The sequence below is a fragment of the Aquiflexum sp. genome (assembly GCF_977115555.1).
The window spans coordinates 1-17,191 of record NZ_CDSBKL010000044.1 but is presented as its reverse complement, the minus strand read 5'-3'; the positions used below and the strand labels follow the sequence as shown (position 1 = coordinate 17,191).

Genomic DNA, 17,191 nt, shown 5'->3' with positions numbered 1-17,191 from the left:
CGCGTTCTCGGGCTGTCGGGACTGCAGAGTGAAAACGGAGACTCAAAACTGGATTTTTTGGTTGTCTGCTTCGCTTTTTCGGGTTGTAGGGACTGCAAACTTGGATTTTTGATTATCATTCTAAGTCTTTAACATTTTTAAAAATGTTCAGAAAAGGAATGACATGTTGGATTCTCCAGTATCAATAGGAATGTGGCTTTAGCCCATTCAATAAAAATGCCAAGCAACAAATCGGCTTTAGCCAAAACATTAAGATTGGATTTATGGAGTTGGATTTAATTTGGCTAAAGCCTGGGGAGATGATCGATGCTTTTCTTTCCCCTCCAGCTAAAGCAGGAGGAAATTCAATCTAAAAAATTAGGTTTATTGAAATCAGAATCAAGATGTCAGCAGCTCTGATGATGTCATGGTAATGAATAATGATGAGATTCTGGTTTTTATTTGAGGACTGTATAACGCTATTTCAGTATGGGACAGGCCGGTCAAAAAAAAGCCCTTGGAACCAAGTTCCAAGGGCTTTTCTATTGCCTGGTGGATTGGTTTCCCAGTGGGAAAATCAATCATTTTTTTTGCCGTCTTTTTTAGCTTTCTTTTCAGCTCTTTTTTCTTTGAGGTTTTTACCAGGCTTCTTTTTCTCTTCTTTTTTTACTGTTTTTTCTTTTGACATGGCTAGTAAATTTTATAAAAGTTAGCTTTAAATCTGCAAATCTCCAATGAAGGTATTAGGATTATTTTGAACCATCCAATACAATAGTGACAAGTACATTTTTTTTATCGAAAGTATTCAAACTACCTTTTCTACGACCCTGCTGAGTTTTTGTTGTACTTCTTTGGCGAGGGTCTCAATGGCCTCATTTCCCATGCTACCCATAGCTGCTACCGGTTCGACTGCAGATACCTCAATTTCCCCGTTTTCCAATTCCCGCAGCGTGACGTTGCAGGGAAGCATGATACTCATATGAGGGTCTATGCTCAATACTTTGTCAGCATAGACAGGATTGCATGCTCCCAAAATCATGAAAGGCTTATAGTCCTTGTCCAATTTCTTTTTCATCGTGGCCTGAATATCTATTTCAGTCAATACGCCAAAGCCTTCAGACTTTAAGGCCTCTGTGATTTTTTCTTTGACAGCAAGGAAATCTTGCTTGGGGAGGGTTTTTGAGATGTGGTAAGTCATACAATATTTTGGTTTATTTTTTAAATCTAGTCCAATCGACTCTTAAAAAAGGTGATAATTGTTACGCTAGTCTGTATACTTCTTAAACAGGTTGGGTTCAGTTAAGGTCTTTTATTCAAAAAAAATTATTCAATCTTTCGGAGCAGCGTTTTCTTCAATTACATCTTGCCCGATATGGAAAACAATGTCGTCTTTGGATTTTGTCTCGCCTGTGTAAAAATTATGGACCCCCAACATAAAAGCCACAATCAAAGCCCAAACTATGTTTCTGAATGATTTCCAAGCTGATTTGAAAATTTTGGACAAGAGTTTCATATTTCTGCTAAATCAGATTTTACAATTTTCTTTCTTCTAAGCCAAAATCTAAAAGGAAAAAAAATCCCTAATAATTAACAGCTTTTCAAAAACGGTTCCAGAAATGTTTTCTGTCAATATGTCTGATTGTCAAGGTTTTTCAATGTTGACATAAAACCTGTCTGTATGAAAGTTTAAATCCTTGAGTTGGGAATTTCCCAACTCCATTTTTTGCCAATCTGAGTTTGGATAAAGCCATTTCTTTTGACCCGAAGCATTTTGAAATGAAACCGGCATGGCAAATCCTTCGGTATTTGCTTTCCATCTGTATTGGAGGATATTGCCTGATGACCTTTCTTTTATTTGAATTTCAAGAACCGGAATTTCGGTCAACCTGAGGTATTGGTCAAACAGGGTCCTAAGGTCTTTTCCGGTTTTTTGGTTGAAGTATTCCAAAATCTGATACGTATTGATGCTTTGGTATTTGAAGTCTCTTGGAATCCCTTTTATTATTTCAAACCATACTTTGTCATCGTCAATCACATGCCTCAGTGTGTTCAGGAAAAGCGCACCCTTCGCATACATGTCCCAAATATTGTAATGGACATGGTTGACACCGAAATGGCCGATGACAGGCTGTTTGTTGGAGATGCTTGGTTTCATGGCGTTGAGATATACTAAGGCTTCCTCGTAACTGTATTGTTCCTCGATAAAAATCGCTTCTGCATAAGTTGCAAAAGCTTCATGGATCCAAAGTTCAGCGTTGTCGGTGCAACTCACACTGTTGCCCCACCACTCATGGGCAAACTCATGCAGGAGGATCTGATCGGGAAGTTCTCCTGAGGCAAAGTCAGGTTTTGTTTTTTCTTGACCATCAGATGCGTCATCTTGGAAAAAGTCAAAACCCAAAGCCACCGCACTCTGATGTTCCATGGCATGTGGGGTTTCAATGAATTTGATGCCATCTCTAGGAAAAGGATAGGGTCCAAAATACTTCTCAAAGGTTTCTAGGACTTTTTCTGTTATAGCATATTTGGAACTTACGTTGTCGAGATGGTAATCCATCACATGGTATTCCACATCCAATTCCCCTTCAAGTGAAGGGAAAACTTTCTTAATCTGATCATATTTCCCAATGTTCAGGGTGATGTTGTAGTTGTTGATAGGGTAGAAGACATGCCAGGTAGTTCGGGTTTTGCCATTTTCCAATTTCATTTTCTCCATCAACCTGCCATTCGCCACTGCGACCAAATCTGAGGGATTGGTGATGCTGATGGCTGCGGAATCAGGTTCATCTGACAGGTGGTCTTTGGTTGGCCACCAACCGCTTGCGCCGTAACCTTGGCAAATGGCCTGCATCCATGGATTATCATTGTCATCTGTAAACCATAAGAATGAAGCAAACATGGGTGTCAAAGGATCAAAATCCAATGGTCTTCCCCCAAAATATACCTTGATCTCTTCGATTGTGTCTTTTTGTAATTGCTCCCCAAATGAAACATACACCGCATCGTACTCCCTTTCAAATTCCAAGGACTTTGACTTGTAGACAATGCTGTCAATCTCCATTCCCGAATACAGGTCAATCTGGATTTTATCCGTTGGTTCCACCACCCTAAATCTGATCAGACTGCTTCCTTTGATCTCTTCCGCTTCGGGAAATACTTCCACATCCAAATGGTAATAGCCCACATCGAAGGCTGTCCGCAACGGGGTCAGCGTTCCTTTCAGTGTATCCAACCTCGAAAATTGATAGGGCTTGTACTCGGGAAAATTATTCTTCATCCCATAATTTCTTTCATCGGTCTCTATTCCTCTGGATTTATCAAAATCTCTCCAAAACTCTGGTCGGTAGTTTGCCTCAAAGGATTTTTCAGCTTTACCAAGGTCATGAGAAAGAAAACCCGAATCAGGGAAAACAGGATTTTTGGCATATGCTGTAGTTTTATAATGGAGTTTTTGAACCAATGGCAGATGGTCCATGTCCCGTTTTTTGCTGTTGACGATGAAGTTTTTTTCTGCATTGACCTCATCCAGGTACCAGATTCCATCCTTCAGTCTGTATTGGAGGACCTCCCGCCATTCGCCTTCTTTGTAGTGGAATTTGTACAGGTTGGTCACCATGATATAGCCGGCATTGGAAGTCAGTCTCCTATACACCTTATCCGTAGACCAGACATCCCATTTTGCAAAAGCTTTGGTTTTCTCATCAATAAAAATATAGCCGTTCCAGATCCCGTACTTCTTAAAATTTTTTGGATGGAGTTTGATCTTATAAGTTGGCCTTCCTTCAAAATTGATCAAGTCCTCCAATTCAAAACGGTAACTGTCCAGCCAAGGATCCCTGAGGGTAGTGGTAAAATCCCTTGCCACATCTCTATTTTGCAGCATGTGAATGCCCAATTCCCAAGGTGTTAGCATCATGATTTTCCAGTCATCAATCTCGGAAGGTTTTGTTCTGATTTCCCTGACAATGATCGAGTCCCCCACAATGTTTTTTTTGTTGTTGTGGGCAATAAACGGAGGCTTATAGATATCCAAAAAGGCTTCTGTGTAACGCAGGTTTTTGTCTCCCAAAATGGTGTAATTTTTATAATACCCACTCAATAGGGTGGTGTCAATGCCATAATTTTCAGGAATGTTTTGTATGGCCTCCCTCATCAAAGCAAGAGGATCAATCGGCTTGACATCCACGGTTTGTAGGGTGATGATATCCTGTTCCATTTCGACCAACAATTGTGAACCGGCTTGGGATACATTTAGTGCCACAGGTTTATAACCCATGCACGAAAAATTGATGATCGCTGTTCTGGTTGAAAGTGTTAGAGAAAAGTTTCCGTTTAGGTCAGCTACTGTGCTTGCATTATATTGGGTATTTCCCACATTGACAAATGGAATGGGTTCTTTGCTAGTCTTATCAATGATTTTGCCACGAATGGTAAAGTTTTGCGAATAGCCATTAAAAGCCGAAAAAGTAATAGTAGTGATAACAATAAAAATACACTTGAGGTGAAAATGGAATTGGTGGTTCATAGGTAACCTATCAATAATTTTTTCTAAAAATACGGATACCCAAATCGAAAAGTGAATTTATAACCGGGCAATTGAGCTCAAATCCAGATTTGAGCATAAAAATCAGGACTTACACTTTTGCTTTTTTCTCTTCCATTCCTACAAGATAAACCTTTGGGCTCATGTTTTTTACTTTCTTGAAAGCCCTTTGAAAAGTAGCAGGTGAATTGAAACCACATTCTTGAGCTACCCCGAAAATGGTCAGGTTGGTTTTTTTTTCATTGGCCATGGAACCGCAAAATGCCTCAACCCTCTTGTAATTGATGAAATCATTGAAATTGGTGTTTCCTGCCTGATTAAGGGCATAAGAAATTTCTTTTGGAGCAATGCCCAAGTGGTCTGCAAAAATCTGAAGGGTAAGATTGGGATTGAGATATAGGTGGTCTTTATCCATCGTTTTATGCAAAAGTTCCAATGTCCCAAATGCTTCCGGATTGGTTTCTTTGGATTTGGGTGAATTCTCAGTCTGGATTGATTTGACTTTCCAAAAACCCGCCATGGCGGACCAATATAAAAACATCACCAAAAAAAGTTCAATGGGATAGTAATGGGAGCCATATTCTCCATTGTACCAAATGGGGGCAATTAATGTAAGCGTCCATCCTATTGCAAATATTATTTGAAATAAAAGGATACTTTTGACCCAATGTAAAATCTCTTTTTTGTCAGGATCTGATTTGAGAATAGCGCTTTTCCTTTTTACCAGAATCACTGAAATAATGGTAAAAAACACAAACACCAATAGACTCCAAACTTCACTGTAGATATCATATATCCGAAACAACCAGGTCAAGGGAAGCTCGATTTCCTTCCAATCCAATTTGAAATAGGCAAAATACCCAAAGGATTTGACAAGGGCATAGGTCAATTGGAAAAGAAATGGGGAAAATGCAAGAAGGGTTTCTTTTCTGCTTGGGCTAAATCCGATATTCAGCAAGGATTTGAAATAAAGATAGAATCCCGGTCCGATCAGGAAAATCGTAACAAATGGAAAAAAATCAAAGAAGATGATGTATTGGTCCAATCCTGCACTCCAGTTGAAAGTCTCAAATGCATTGTAAACCAAAGCCAACATGACTAAGGCAAGAAATATTCGGCCCGGATGCTTTTTGTGAAAAAGGAGAATCCCAATAAAGACCAAGCCTTGAATCGCACCAAAAAGTATCAATATATTGATCCAATGAAAATCCAGCTGCATAGGTGGAAAACTAGTATTTCAGATGGAATTTACCAAGAATCTTTCGATTTTAAGAAGTAGTCAACGCCATTAGCCTTGAGGTGAATAGGTTAGATTCATGCCTATGGCTTTTATTTTCTAACCAAAATGGCGCATTAACATTCTTTCACACATTATTATTTTTTGCCAGGCAACGTCTGGGTAAATTTTCAGGTTCCAATTTTTGAAAACCACACAGACCCTTGGAAGAAACGGAAATCATAGCAGGTTGCATCAAAAACGACACCAATGTCCAAAGGTACCTCTTTGACATGCATTACAGGCGAACCTTCCATGTGGCCATGCGGTACCTGTCCAACTACCATGATACCGAAGATGTGCTTTCGATTTCATACACGAGGATTTTCAAGAACATTGGCAACTTCGATTACCGAGGAGAAGGGAGTCTACAAAAATGGATCAACACTGTAGTCATCAATGAATCCATCAGGTTTTTGAAAAGCAAAAAAGCACTGGTTTTTCAGGAAGATGAAACGATCCTGACTTTGAATGCGAGCCTCGAAGTTAACAGTGATTTTATCGATGCAGAAGAAGTATATCAGCTTTTGGAAGCGATGCCCAAAGGCTACAGAACTGTTTTCAACCTCTTTGCCATAGAAGGATATTCACATAAGGAGATTGGTGAGATACTTCAAATCAATGAAAACACCTCGAAATCCCAACTCAGCAAAGCAAGAAATTACATGATTCTCAAATTAAAAAAATCAAGCCATGCACTTAAATGAAATAGATGAAATCATCAAAAGGGGCCTGCAGGAATCCGAAAGAAGGTTCGAAAACTATGCACTAGATACCAAAGCAAGGATATGGGAGGCTATAGATAAGCCTAAGAAAAAATCAGGCCTGTATTTGGGGTTTGTTTTGGCTATGGCAGCGGCTATTACCCTATTGCTTGTCTCCTCCTTCCTTTTTTTGAGATTACAGTCAAAGGAAAAAGAACTCGTTGCCTTGCAAATTGATAGGAATAGAGAGAGTCCCTCTGAAGTATCAGGTACTGAAATTCTCAAGTCTGATGAGCTCGTGGAAACTGATAAAGCTCCAACAATAATTGAGGAACCAATCTCTGAAACCAAACCTGAGAAAAGTATCCAATTCGTAAAAAGACAAAATTTAGCCAAGGCAATAGATAAGGAAATAATTAATGAAGTCTATCCTGAAATTGACTTGCCTATGGAATCATTGGTGATCGTGCCTTACTCAGAAATTGAGATTCCCGAAATACTTCCCCTGGTATCGAAAGCTGAATTGCTTTTATCTCATCAAGAAAAAGAAGAAACGCTAAAGGATCCTGTGATCAAAAAACAAAGTAATCTGAGGTTCAGGTTTGGAAGCAATAGCCAAACGTTTAATTCTGGAAAATCACTTGCACTCAATATCAAATTCTAAAAAACTAAACCAACTATATTATGAAATCTACCACACCATTGATCTTTTTATTGCTTTGCCTATTCAATGTTGGCAATGTCTTCGCCCAGAGCGATAATGTTCCAAGGGATACGATTTATTATCATGGAAACGAAAGCCTTAGCATGTATATCCTGTCAGCTGATTACCATGAACTAAGCGAAGATAGCCGATTGCTTACCATCATGCAGGATTTCCAAAGCAGGCTAAAGGAAATGAAAGGTGACATTCCTCAAAATGAATCCTATATCATTGAGTACAAGTTTCAAACAAAAATTGAAATTCTCCAGAGCAATAAGATTGTCAGTTATTCCTTGTCAGCAAATAGCGGACCGACCGAGAATTTCCGAAATCAGGCCATCCTCACAATTCCACAGAGTAGGAATCAAGTAAATATCCAGTTCAACGATGCGGAGGCCCTGATGAATGCAGATTTCAAAGCCTTATTGGAAGGAATCGTAGCTGAACTTCCGGAGAAAAACAGGCACTTGCGGTTTTTGGAATATCAGTATGAAGGGGAGATAGGTAAATCCAAATTGATTGAAAACAAGGTTTCAGGGGATATGGATATGTTAAGATTGAGTGCTGGTATTGGTGCAAATGTCTACAGAAGCAAGTTTCTTACAGATATTTCAGGTGAGCTCGCTTTCCAATTTAATAAAAAAGGGATTTTGAAAAACCAGTTTTACGCTTCTACAAACCTCATGTTTTCATTTAATGAGGATAATTCCCCCGTTATCAACACCTTTGTCAATTTGGGATATAAAGTGAACTTTTCGAGCCAAAAGGATGATCCAAATTGGTTGGGCATGGAGTTTGGTACCATTGTCAATAGAAACGGAGATGTATTCAAACCCAACACGATGAGATTCGGTTTAAATTGGGCTGTTGGAAAAGGAATATCCGTGGCACCTCAGCTTTATTTCAATGGGTTTTTCAAGGAAGTTACCCCAGGATTCAGAATTGGGATTGGGTTTTAAATCTTAAATCGAGTAAAATTAAACGCAGTCTGGAAAGGCTGCGTTTTTTTGTGTATTTGTTTTTTGTTTCACCCCTTCAGGGCTAGTGCCAAATTTATTCGGCCGTGTTTAGATGGGCTTCACCCATCCTTAGGATATTTCGCCCCTTCAGGGCTTATTTTGGATGGGCTTTACCGACCCTGAGGCAGTTTGCTAGGCAGCTTATTTTATAGATTCCGCGAGATCCCAAAGAATTTGGGCAAGTTTTTTTTGGTTTTAGATATCAAAAAACCCCGGTCGTATTTTTCGGCCGGGGTTTGGTTTTTTTTTAAAGAAGTCTATTGGTCAGGATCAACTCAAGGATTGGTTTTCTCTGCCTGAAAGTTCAAGGATTTTGTCAAACTCTTCCGGTGTAAGGTCTTTGAAGAAATAGTTTACAGGATTGACAAACCTCCCGTCCTTCATGATTTCATAGTGCACATGTGGGGCAGTGGAGGAGCCGGTATTTCCCACTGTTCCGATAAGGTCTCCGCGTTTGACTTTTTGACCTCTTTTGACTTTGAATTCATTCATGTGGGCATAGCGGGTTATGAACCCAAAACCATGGTCTATTTCAATATGCTTTCCATATCCTCCAAAAACGGTTTTGACTGAAATGACCACTCCGTCACCTGTTGCATAAATTGGTGTTCCTTTTGGTGCAGCAAAATCCACCCCTTTGTGCATTTTCCTAACTTTCAGGATGGGATGGATTCTCATTCCGTATCCTGAGGCAAGCATGTTTAGGCTTTCATTTAGAATCGGTTGGATCGCAGGAACGGCAGCCCAATATTCCTCTTTTTTGTAAGCCATGTCTGTCACCTCATCATAGCTGACGGATTGTACATACATCTGACGCTTCAAGGCATCCACTTTTTGGGAAAGGGAAATGACAAGATCTTCTTGTTTCAACCCTTTTTCTTTGATCTCTTTGTATCTGTCTGATCCACCAATACCGGCATTTCTCATTTCGCCAGGAATGGGTTCGGTTTCAAAAATGATCCTGTAGAGGTTGTCATCTCTTTGCTGGAGATCTCCCATCATGTGGTTCAGTTTTGTGACTTCCCCTTCCAAAAGCTGGTAGTAGAGGGTAAGTTCCTGATTTTCTTTCTTAAGCATCAGCTCTTTTGGGCTTTCAAAAAAATAATTGAATGAAAGCAGCATGATGACTGCAAATACGGAGGCGAGGGAAAAGAAACCAAGAGAATTGAGGACAATATCCCAGTTGCTTCGCTTGTATCGCTCGTACTTACAGGTTTTGGGGTCGTAGTAATATTTTATTCTACTCATTACGGATTGCGAGGTAAATATTCTAATTTTGTGCCCCTGTGGCAGTTGGGTGATAGCAGTTGGGGCGTCACAAATATAGGAAATAAAATAGATAATCCGAAAATAGTCAATAGGTTAGATGAAAGCCAAAGAAATCAGAAATTTATTTATAGAATTTTTTGAATCAAAAAAGCACCAGTATGTCCCTTCTTCGCCGATTGTGGTCAAGAATGACCCTACTCTGATGTTTACCAATGCAGGTATGAATCAGTTCAAGGATTATTTTTTGGGAAATGAAGAACCGAAGTTTCTCCGGGTAGCCAACAGTCAAAAATGTTTGCGGGTTTCCGGCAAGCACAATGACTTGGAAGAAGTAGGGGTGGACACTTACCACCACACCATGTTTGAGATGCTGGGCAACTGGTCATTTGGTGATTACTTCAAGAAAGAGGCCATCGAATGGGCTTGGGAATTGTTGACAGAAGTCTATCAGTTGCCAAAAGACAGGTTGTATGTTTCTGTTTTTGGAGGAGATGCCGGAGACAATTTGGATAGGGACATGGAAGCTTTTCAGATTTGGAGCAAAATCCTACCTGAGAGCAGAATTATTTTTGGAAGCAAGAAAGATAATTTTTGGGAAATGGGTGATACAGGTCCATGCGGGCCTTGCTCAGAAATCCACGTGGACTTAAGGCATGATGGGGAAAGGGAGCAAGTGAACGGCTATGACCTTGTCAATAACGACCATCCTCAAGTTATCGAAATCTGGAATTTGGTTTTCATGCAGTTCAACAGGATTTCGGACGGAAGTCTGAAAGAACTCCCTGCCAAACATGTAGATACTGGAATGGGTTTTGAAAGGCTTGTAAGGGCCATCCAAAACAAGTCTTCCAATTATGATACAGATGTTTTTACGCCATTTATTCAGGCTATAGCTACCAAATCCGGAAAGGAATATGGTAAGGATGAAAAGATAGATATCGCCATGCGTGTGATTGTGGACCATATCAGGGCCATTTCATTTACCATTGCAGACGGTCAACTTCCTTCCAACAACAAGGCAGGCTATGTGATCCGAAGGATTTTGAGAAGGGCGGTCAGGTATGGTTATACTTTCCTTGGCTTCCAAAGACCGTTTTTGTACGAGCTTCTGCCTTTGCTTGCAGAGACATTTGGGGATATTTTCCCTGAGGTAGCCGCGCAACAGGATTTTATCGCCAAAGTAATCATGGAAGAAGAAAACTCTTTTCTGAGGACTTTGGACAACGGACTTAAAAAACTCGATCAGATCAAAGAAGAAATGGCTGCTTCAGGTCAACAGGTAATTGACGGAAAAACCGCTTTTGAATTGTATGATACTTTTGGTTTTCCATTAGACCTAACTTCCCTGATCGCCAGGGAAAATGGTCTTTCGGTGGATGAGAAAGGTTTCGGTGTAGAAATGGATAAGCAAAAAACCAGATCCAGAGCAGCTGCTGAGCAGGAGACAGGAGATTGGGTCATGGTAGGAGAAGATGAAGGAGTAGAGTTTATTGGATATGACTATTTGGAATCCCAAAGCAGAATTGTCAAATACCGACAGATCAAAGACAAAAAAGGAGACAGGTTCCAATTGGTATTGGACAGGACACCCTTTTATGCCGAAAGTGGAGGACAGGTTGGAGATAAAGGTTTGTTACAATCTGATAATGAAAGCATCAAAGTCTTAGATACCAAAAAGGAAAACGACCTGATCGTACATTTTGTGGACAGGCTTCCTTCTAAGCCCGAGGCTTTATTCACTTCCAAAGTTGACGGGGGTAAAAGGAAGCTGAGCATGAACAACCACACTGCCACCCACTTGTTGCATGCGGCGCTCAAGCAGGTATTGGGCGATCATGTGCAGCAAAAGGGTTCTTTGGTCAATGAGGAAATCCTCCGTTTTGACTTTTCCCATTTTGCGAAGCTGACTGAAGAGGAAATCTCCCAAGTAGAAAGTATCGTCAATACCAAAATCAGGGAAAACATTGCGCTCAATGAGCAAAGAAATGTACCCATTGCTGAGGCAAAAAACCAAGGCGCTACGGCATTGTTTGGGGAGAAGTATGGTGATTTTGTGAGGGTAATTACCTTTGACAGGAATTTTTCTGTGGAACTCTGTGGCGGTACACACGTATCATCGACAGGCGTTATCGGTTTGTTTAAGATTGTTTCTGAAGGATCAATATCAGCAGGAGTCAGAAGGATAGAGGCGATCACTGCTGATGCCGCGGAGGCTTATGTGAATGAACAGTTCCAATTAGTAAAGGAAATTCAGGAATTGTTAAAAAATCCGAGAGATGTCAAAAAATCAATCGAGGCTTTGCTTCAGGAGCGGAATGAGCTTAGGAAGGAATTGGAGTCTGTCCAAACCCAACAGGCTGGAGCACTCAAGCAAGAACTGATAGGCTCTATCCAAGAAGTAAATGGAACGAAGCAGATTATTGCTAAGATTTCGATGCCATCTGCTGATGCCTTGAAGAAACTCGCCTTTGAGCTGAAGAATGAGGTGGAAAATGTGATAGCCGTATTGGCTGCTGAAATTGACGGTAAACCGCAGGTGGCAGTTCTGATCAGCGAGAACCTAGTCACTGAAAAATCACTGAATGCAGGGGTATTGGTCAGGGATTTGGCAAAAGAAATCGATGGAGGAGGAGGAGGACAGCCTTTCTTCGCTACCGCCGGAGGCAAAAATCTTTCCGGGTTGCCGGCAGTATTGGTAAAGGCCAAGTTGCTTTTAGGTAGTTTATAAAAGAATAAAGAGTTCCAAATTTGGTTTTAGACTATATTGAATCCAATTTTAGGACTATTGTAATACAGAATAAAAAAGACAAGATGCTTTCAGCAGAAGTAAAAAACAAGTATGAATTGGTCATTGGACTTGAGGTACATGCCCAGTTGCTGACACAGAGTAAGATGTACACTTCTGATTCCACGGAGTTTGGAAATCTACCCAATACACATATTTCAGTTATTACCCTTGGTCATCCCGGTACCCTTCCCAAGGTGAACAGGAAGGCAGTTGAATTTGCCATCAAGATGGGATTGGCCTGCGATTGCGAGATCACAAGGCATAATATTTTTGCAAGGAAGAATTATTTTTATCCGGACCTTCCCAAAGGTTACCAGATTACTCAGGACAAAAATCCGATTTGTGTTGGGGGAAATGTTCCCATCACACTTCCTGACGGCAGCAAAAAATCTGTTGCCCTGACAAGAATCCACATGGAGGAAGATGCAGGGAAATCCATGCACCTTGCAGGAGAAGTGGATACTTTAGTGGATTTCAATAGAGCAGGGGTACCATTGATAGAAATCGTTTCGGAGCCGGACATGCGTTCTTCTGATGAGGCATATGCCTATTTGGTAGAAATCAAGAAACTCGTCAGGTATCTTGATATCTGTGACGGAAACATGGAAGAAGGGTCTTTGCGCTGTGATGCCAATGTTTCTGTAAGGTTGAGAGGTGCTGCTGAATACGGAAAGAAAGTCGAGGTCAAAAACATGAACTCCTTTAGGAATGTCGTCAGGGCGATTGAGCATGAGTTTGAGAGGCAGGTAGAAATGGCTGAATCAAATATTGAAATCATCTCCGAAACCAGGACATTTGATGCGACTACTGGTTTGACGGCTAGCATGCGAACCAAAGAAGACCTTAACGACTATAGGTATTTCCCTGAGCCTGACCTTAGCCCTGTTATTGTTTCAGAGGAATGGCTTGAAAGTGTCAAAACTTCTATGCCGGCATTGCCACGTGAATTGCACCATAAATTCATAAACCAATATGGTCTTTCAGAATATGATGCGGGTGTTTTGACTGACAGCAAAGAAATCGCACTTTATTATGAAGACGTATGTCTCCATACCCAAAATTACAAAGGTGCAGCCAATTGGGTGATGGGTCCTGTCAAATCCTATCTGAATGAACTCACACTTCATATTTCTGATTTTCCGATTCCCGCGAAAAGTTTGGCAGAATTGATTGCAATCATTGATGAAGGAAAGATCAACTTTTCTGTGGCTTCACAGAAAGTATATCCGGAGATGTTACTCCATAAGACAAAGCGTCCAATCGAAATCGCTCAAGACCTTAACCTCATCCAAGAGAGTGACGAAGGTTCTTTGATGCCAATCATAGAGACTGTTTTGTCTGAAAATGCTGCGAAAGTAGCAGAATACCGTTCCGGCAAAAAAGGATTGATGGGAATGTTTATGGGACAGGTAATGAAAAAATCCCAAGGAAAAGCCGACCCGAAAGTAGCTACTAAATTATTGACCGAAATACTTGAAAATTGACATGAAAAATCCATTTGTTAAATATTTTTCTTTTGTACTTGTGGTTTTGTTTGCTGCCTGTGAGAAAGATAGTAAGCAGGAATTTGATGGCGCTGTAATGGTATCTGGGGAAGTGAAAAACGCTCCTGAGGGAAAAATCGAGATTTATAAGTTTGCAAATGAAAGTACAGAAATCATAAGTGAAATCCCGATGGGTTCGGGTGGTGACTTCGAATATGAACTCAGTTTGGAGGGACCTGGGTTTTTTGAGTTGCATTTTATGAACCAAAAAATAGTCAAACTCGCACTATTTGAAGAAGATGTGGAAGTTTTTTATGACTTCAATGACGAGGCAAGCCTTAGGGTAGAAGGAGCGGAAGATTCCAAAAACCTTCAAAAGGTTGAGGCTTTGATAGCTGAATACCAAAAAACCGTTAACGATTTGAATACAGCTTATTTTGAAGCGATGAGCAAAAGGGATCAGGAAGCCATCAAGTCTATTCAGGCTACGGCTATGAACCTTGAAATTACCCAAAGTGAAAAGGTGAAGGAAGTTCTTTCCACTATGGACGGCAGCTTTGCCACGATGGCGGGTATTTCGATGTTGAACATCAAAAGCGATTTCCAGTTCATCGATGAATTGGTAACAGGACTGAATGAAAAATATCCCAACACCAAGATGATTCAATCTTTATTGCTTCAATTGGATGATCTGCGTGCCTTGTCCATTGGTCAGGTGGCGCCGGAGATTTCATTACCGAATCCCAATGGGGAATTGATAAAATTGTCGGATCTGAGAGGAAAGTATGTTTTGATTGATTTTTGGGCAGCATGGTGCAGGCCATGCCGAGAAGAGAATCCCAATGTGGTTCGTCTTTACAATCAATATAAGGATCAGGGATTTGAGGTATTTGGTGTTTCTTTGGACAGGACCAAAGAGGCATGGATCAAAGCTATCGCTGACGATAACCTCACTTGGACCCATGTTTCTGATTTGAAATATTTCAACTCGGAAGCAGCAGCAACTTATCAGATCAATGCTATCCCGGCTACTTATATGCTCGATCCTGAAGGAAAGATTATTGGTAAGGATTTGAGAGGAGCTAGCCTAGAGAACAAACTAAAGGAGATTTTTGATTAAATTCTGATGGAATACCCATTCATTGGGTAAAAGAACTGAGGTCAGTCGGATTAATGAAGATTTTTTACCGACTATACCATCTGAATTGATAAAAAAAGGAAAATTCAATTAGATTTGTGTAGGATTTAAAATGCCCAATTTATAAAGCATTTGCAAAAGAAGCCATTCAAAAATCAAAAAATCAGGTTTGAAAATTTCTTACAAAACCCAATCATAATTACCCAAATTCAAAAAGTCTATTAAACTAATCAATTAACTAAACATGAAAAAAAGAACCGCCAAATCAACTTTAAGCAGGGTGTTGACTATTGCCCTGTTTGGATTGCTTGCTCTTGGAGCTTGCAAGGGGAAAAAGAAAGTCGTGGCTGCTCCCGAGCCGGCTCCTGTAGAAGAAGTAAAACCAACACCTCCGCCACCGCCACCGGCAGGACCATCCGCTGAAGAAGTTGCTGTCAGTAAGTTAGAGAATTATTTCAACAGCATCGCCGGATCTTCCAATCTTGATGCAGCCAACAGGACTATCCAAGAGGCCAAAGGGATGTTTTCAAATCCATCAACACCTGTGTTGATTGTCATTCATGAAGCAAATGGTATAAAAGATTACGATGAACCTACCACAGTAGAGAAATACCTTAACTATCTAAAGGATACTAAGAAAAACCTAAACTTCATTTCTGATATCAGACTTGATGGAAATGGAAAAGTTTCTGAATTGGAATTGCGTCGTAAAAAATAACATTCACCGAAAAATCACTAGATAATGAAAAAATATATCCCTCTTTTCGTGTTACTCTTTTTTGCTTCAGCGACAATTACGTTGGCTCAGACTGATAACATCAGCCCTGCAAGAAAGCAGGCTATCGATTCCCTGGCTTTGGAAAAAGTAAAGGACCTCAGCAAATACATCAGCATCATCGGCAGCAAAGAAACACAATTCTCAGAAGCCAACCGCGTTATGGATAGGGCTGAGGAGTTATTCGCTCCTGATGCTGAAATGGGAGTGTCCTCTTTGAGCCGCAAGGAGATTGCCTATTACAAAGTCAGAAACTACTTCGAAAGATTGATGGCATTGAACTATGACCGCGTCAACATCACTTGGTATGACATCCACTACATCAGTGATCTTGAGAGACAGCCTGATGGCCGCTACGTAGGTGTCATCACAGTGTATCAGAGATTCGAAGGTACTTCGATCGAAACAGGCTTGAACTACAGAGACACGACCAAAAAAGATATCACGATCTATGTTGAGAAAAAACAAACCCAAATTGCGGGAAGAACGATCGAATTCTGGGATGTGATGCTAGGAGATATCCGTGTGACTGAAACCGCTGCATGAGAAAAATAATTTTCGTATTAACATTAATGATTACATCCTATGGATTGGCACCGGGGCAAGGTTTATTTAGCCCCGGTTCCCCCAAGGATGATGGCAGATTTGCTGCTTCGACCAAGCAGGTCAACCAATTTTTTAGAAGATTCAATGCCGAAGAAAGCCAGGATGGCAACACAAGATATTATTCCGGAGATGCCTTGTTTAGAGACAGGGAATTAAGAGGTAAATTCATCAGTATTCTGTTTGACAATGAAACCTCGGGAATTTCTGGAGAAATGAAAACGGAGTTTATGAGGGAAGTGCTCTCAGAATCCCAACCACAATTTTTGAATTTTCATGAAGGAGAATGGTTTGCTGAAGTGGTATCAGTTTTTCAATATAAAGGCAGAAATGAAAATGTTACCCTTTTCCTAAAAATTCAACCCGAGGGTTTGGGTTATGAGTGGGTCATAGATAAAGTAGTATTTCAGCCATTCAAAGATATTTTTAATAAAAAAACCGGAGCGGATAAAAATTTCATCCATCCATTGAGCCATGAATTGGGTTTCATGAACCTGCGCAAGGCATTTGAAAACTCTGATACACCCGAATCATATACCTCCAAAGAATATGTGCCTGATTACCTCACCTTATTTTTATACGAACTAAAAAAAGGTAGCATCAAATTTGAAACAATATCCGATGTCAAGTTTCATTTCTTCCAAATCAATAATTGGTATTTTGAATTGGACCAATTCAATCGACCGGGCTTCAATACTGGATGGTTGATCGGAGATTTGGTAAAATTGAACCCCGGAGACAAAGAAACTATATTAGACTTTATATATGACCAGAAATAGGCAACTTCTCTTTTTGCTTCTTCTTTTTTTGGGAATCAACACTTCTGTCTTTTCCCAGGATTTGGGGGATTATTCCAAAGCAGACTTGAAAGAACTGACACAAAAAGTGGAAGATCAGGTACAGTTTTTGG

General features: G+C 40.3%; 14 protein-coding genes. 9 read left to right on the top strand and 5 right to left on the bottom strand.

Annotation, left to right across the window (positions count from 1 at the left end):
- Positions 1-784: 784 nt before the first annotated feature.
- From ACZFYI_RS04785 to ACZFYI_RS04770, 4 genes are all read right to left on the bottom strand, one after another.
- Positions 785-1,177 carry a DUF302 domain-containing protein gene (locus ACZFYI_RS04785; RefSeq protein WP_462522977.1) on the bottom strand — a complete coding sequence of 131 codons (393 nt, stop codon included), beginning with the start codon at positions 1,175-1,177 and terminating at the stop codon, positions 785-787.
- Between the two features lie 129 nt (positions 1,178-1,306).
- Complete coding sequence (locus ACZFYI_RS04780; protein WP_462522976.1) at positions 1,307-1,492, bottom strand: hypothetical protein; 186 nt, start codon at positions 1,490-1,492, stop codon at positions 1,307-1,309.
- A 129-nt stretch (positions 1,493-1,621) separates the two neighbouring features.
- Complete coding sequence (locus tag ACZFYI_RS04775) at positions 1,622-4,504, bottom strand: M1 family aminopeptidase (RefSeq protein WP_462522975.1); 2,883 nt, start codon at positions 4,502-4,504, stop codon at positions 1,622-1,624.
- Between the two features lie 109 nt (positions 4,505-4,613).
- Positions 4,614-5,741, bottom strand: a complete 1,128-nt coding sequence (locus ACZFYI_RS04770) for a helix-turn-helix domain-containing protein (protein WP_462522974.1) — start codon at positions 5,739-5,741, stop codon at positions 4,614-4,616.
- 221 nt (positions 5,742-5,962) lie between these two features.
- Here ACZFYI_RS04770 and ACZFYI_RS04765 point away from each other — a divergent pair, with 221 nt between their 5' ends.
- The 3 genes from ACZFYI_RS04765 to ACZFYI_RS04755 are packed head-to-tail and all read left to right on the top strand — an operon-like array spanning position 5,963 to position 8,164.
- On the top strand, positions 5,963-6,505 hold the full coding sequence (locus ACZFYI_RS04765; RefSeq protein ID WP_462522973.1) for an RNA polymerase sigma factor: 543 nt from the start codon (positions 5,963-5,965) through the stop codon (positions 6,503-6,505).
- Positions 6,492-7,166: a hypothetical protein gene (locus ACZFYI_RS04760; RefSeq protein WP_462522972.1), complete on the top strand. Its 675-nt coding sequence runs from the start codon at positions 6,492-6,494 to the stop codon at positions 7,164-7,166. Before ACZFYI_RS04765 ends, ACZFYI_RS04760 begins: the two co-directional genes overlap by 14 nt.
- A gap of 20 nt (positions 7,167-7,186) precedes the next feature.
- On the top strand, positions 7,187-8,164 hold the full coding sequence (locus ACZFYI_RS04755) for a hypothetical protein (protein WP_462522971.1): 978 nt from the start codon (positions 7,187-7,189) through the stop codon (positions 8,162-8,164).
- Between the two features lie 330 nt (positions 8,165-8,494).
- Here the strand turns inward: ACZFYI_RS04755 and ACZFYI_RS04750 are convergent, their stop codons facing one another.
- Entirely contained in the window at positions 8,495-9,472 is a 978-nt protein-coding gene (locus ACZFYI_RS04750) for a peptidoglycan DD-metalloendopeptidase family protein (protein ID WP_462522970.1), read from the bottom strand.
- Between the two features lie 118 nt (positions 9,473-9,590).
- Between ACZFYI_RS04750 and alaS the strand changes: the two genes are divergently transcribed.
- The 6 genes from alaS to ACZFYI_RS04720 all read left to right on the top strand — a co-directional run bounded on the left by alaS (position 9,591) and on the right by ACZFYI_RS04720 (position 17,060).
- Complete coding sequence (gene alaS, locus ACZFYI_RS04745; RefSeq protein ID WP_462522969.1) at positions 9,591-12,221, top strand: alanine--tRNA ligase; 2,631 nt, start codon at positions 9,591-9,593, stop codon at positions 12,219-12,221.
- 83 nt (positions 12,222-12,304) lie between these two features.
- On the top strand, positions 12,305-13,765 hold the full coding sequence (gene gatB / locus ACZFYI_RS04740) for an Asp-tRNA(Asn)/Glu-tRNA(Gln) amidotransferase subunit GatB (RefSeq protein ID WP_462522968.1): 1,461 nt from the start codon (positions 12,305-12,307) through the stop codon (positions 13,763-13,765).
- A gap of 1 nt (position 13,766) precedes the next feature.
- A complete protein-coding gene (locus ACZFYI_RS04735) occupies positions 13,767-14,885 on the top strand; it encodes a peroxiredoxin family protein (protein WP_462522967.1) in 1,119 nt (372 codons plus the stop codon).
- Positions 14,886-15,147: 262 nt separating this feature from the next.
- Positions 15,148-15,621, top strand: coding sequence for a nucleoid-structuring protein H-NS (locus tag ACZFYI_RS04730; RefSeq protein ID WP_462522966.1), 474 nt, complete (start codon positions 15,148-15,150; stop codon positions 15,619-15,621).
- A 24-nt stretch (positions 15,622-15,645) separates the two neighbouring features.
- Positions 15,646-16,224: a hypothetical protein gene (locus ACZFYI_RS04725; RefSeq protein WP_462522965.1), complete on the top strand. Its 579-nt coding sequence runs from the start codon at positions 15,646-15,648 to the stop codon at positions 16,222-16,224.
- Entirely contained in the window at positions 16,221-17,060 is an 840-nt protein-coding gene (locus ACZFYI_RS04720; protein ID WP_462522964.1) for a hypothetical protein, read from the top strand. The genes ACZFYI_RS04725 and ACZFYI_RS04720 overlap by 4 nt, the downstream gene beginning before the upstream one ends.
- Positions 17,061-17,191 lie beyond the last annotated feature (131 nt).

What these genes read in the sequence shown, in the direction of transcription:
- ACZFYI_RS04785 (WP_462522977.1), bottom strand. Translation starts at nt 1,177, where the DNA reads ATGACTTACCACATCTCAAAAACCCTCCCCAAGCAAGATTTCCTTGCT.
- ACZFYI_RS04780 (WP_462522976.1), bottom strand. Translation starts at nt 1,492, where the DNA reads ATGAAACTCTTGTCCAAAATTTTCAAATCAGCTTGGAAATCATTCAGA.
- ACZFYI_RS04775 (WP_462522975.1), bottom strand. Translation starts at nt 4,504, where the DNA reads ATGAACCACCAATTCCATTTTCACCTCAAGTGTATTTTTATTGTTATC.
- ACZFYI_RS04770 (WP_462522974.1), bottom strand. Translation starts at nt 5,741, where the DNA reads ATGCAGCTGGATTTTCATTGGATCAATATATTGATACTTTTTGGTGCG.
- ACZFYI_RS04760 (WP_462522972.1), top strand. Translation starts at nt 6,492, where the DNA reads ATGCACTTAAATGAAATAGATGAAATCATCAAAAGGGGCCTGCAGGAA.
- ACZFYI_RS04755 (WP_462522971.1), top strand. Translation starts at nt 7,187, where the DNA reads ATGAAATCTACCACACCATTGATCTTTTTATTGCTTTGCCTATTCAAT.
- ACZFYI_RS04750 (WP_462522970.1), bottom strand. Translation starts at nt 9,472, where the DNA reads ATGAGTAGAATAAAATATTACTACGACCCCAAAACCTGTAAGTACGAG.
- alaS (WP_462522969.1), top strand. Translation starts at nt 9,591, where the DNA reads ATGAAAGCCAAAGAAATCAGAAATTTATTTATAGAATTTTTTGAATCA.
- gatB (WP_462522968.1), top strand. Translation starts at nt 12,305, where the DNA reads ATGCTTTCAGCAGAAGTAAAAAACAAGTATGAATTGGTCATTGGACTT.
- ACZFYI_RS04735 (WP_462522967.1), top strand. Translation starts at nt 13,767, where the DNA reads ATGAAAAATCCATTTGTTAAATATTTTTCTTTTGTACTTGTGGTTTTG.
- ACZFYI_RS04730 (WP_462522966.1), top strand. Translation starts at nt 15,148, where the DNA reads ATGAAAAAAAGAACCGCCAAATCAACTTTAAGCAGGGTGTTGACTATT.
- ACZFYI_RS04725 (WP_462522965.1), top strand. Translation starts at nt 15,646, where the DNA reads ATGAAAAAATATATCCCTCTTTTCGTGTTACTCTTTTTTGCTTCAGCG.
- ACZFYI_RS04720 (WP_462522964.1), top strand. Translation starts at nt 16,221, where the DNA reads ATGAGAAAAATAATTTTCGTATTAACATTAATGATTACATCCTATGGA.